The sequence below is a fragment of the bacterium genome (assembly GCA_004299235.1).
In the GTDB taxonomy this organism is placed as follows: Bacteria; Chloroflexota; Dormibacteria; order Dormibacterales; family Dormibacteraceae; genus SCQL01.
The window spans coordinates 1-1,029 of sequence record SCQL01000088.1; the positions used below are offsets into that span (position 1 = coordinate 1).

Consider the following 1,029-nt stretch of genomic DNA (forward strand, 5'->3'; position numbering starts at 1 on the left):
GCTCGCACAAGCTATCGACGCCCTCGAGCAATCTATCGACGACTGGACACTTCCTCCATGCGGCCCGTTCGTCGCCGAGCTGGGGGACGAAGAAGGCGGCGAGATGCAGCAGCGGTGACAGGCGAAGATCGCAATCTACGCGAGGACGAGTAATGCTAGCTTCGTCTTTCGCCGAACCGAACACGAGAAGATGGAGAGAGAAGACAGCCGTATCATGACAACAAACGAAGAGCGATGCGAGAGGTGCGGGTGCGAGATGCGAGCGAGAAACGAGAAGGGGGGCGCGAATCTACGCCTACGCGAACTTGAACCGCTCGAGCGCGCCGCCCTGGCCCGACTGCGCGGCCTCCTTCGCAGCCTTGTTCGCCTTTGCCTGCTTGTTGAGTTCGCGCTGCCGTTCGAGCTTCGCCTTGAGCGCGACCTGCCGACGCAAGCTGGATCAGCAACGCCGTCTGCGAGAGAGAGGGACGCGGGGAACGCACCGTCTGCGGATCAATGACGTTCCTCCGCCTCTTCCTGAGCGCCTTCTTCAGTCCCGAACTCTTGCCCCTCATGCGGTTCTTCGCATCAGCCTTCTCGATCCTCTTCTCGGCCTTCTCCCTCCTCCGACTCAACTCCTCATCCTCCTCGTCCTCGTCCTCACCCTCACTCAACTCTTCGTCCTCCTCGAGCGCCGCCTTGCCCTGAACTTTCAACCTCTCGGCGCGACTCATCTTGGCGAAACTTGTCGCCCCCTCACGAGCAAGAACATCCTTCTTCTCCCCCTTGCGTAGGACACCCCGATCCACGCGCCCAACGACATCCGCATCGAGCGTGATGAGGTCCATCGGAACCTTGTCCAACAAGCCCTGGACTTCGCGCTCCCTCCGCCTCCGCTTGCCCTCGAACGGATCGGCTTCGAGCGAATCAAAGTTTGCTTCGCCTGATCCGGGGACGAGGAGGGAGGAGATTCCGCGCGAGTGGCCGACGGTGAGGACGTCGGTGAAGGGTTGGAAGGAGAGGGCGTGCACGGGGGTCGAGGGGAAGAGG

The 1,029-nt window shown here is 61.7% G+C and carries 1 protein-coding gene; it reads right to left on the reverse strand.

Going from position 1 to position 1,029, the window contains the following annotated elements:
- Positions 1 to 212: 212 nt before the first annotated feature.
- A partial coding sequence (locus EPN29_14405; protein ID TAN29829.1) for a hypothetical protein occupies positions 213 to 1,029 on the reverse strand: 817 nt, incomplete at its 5' end.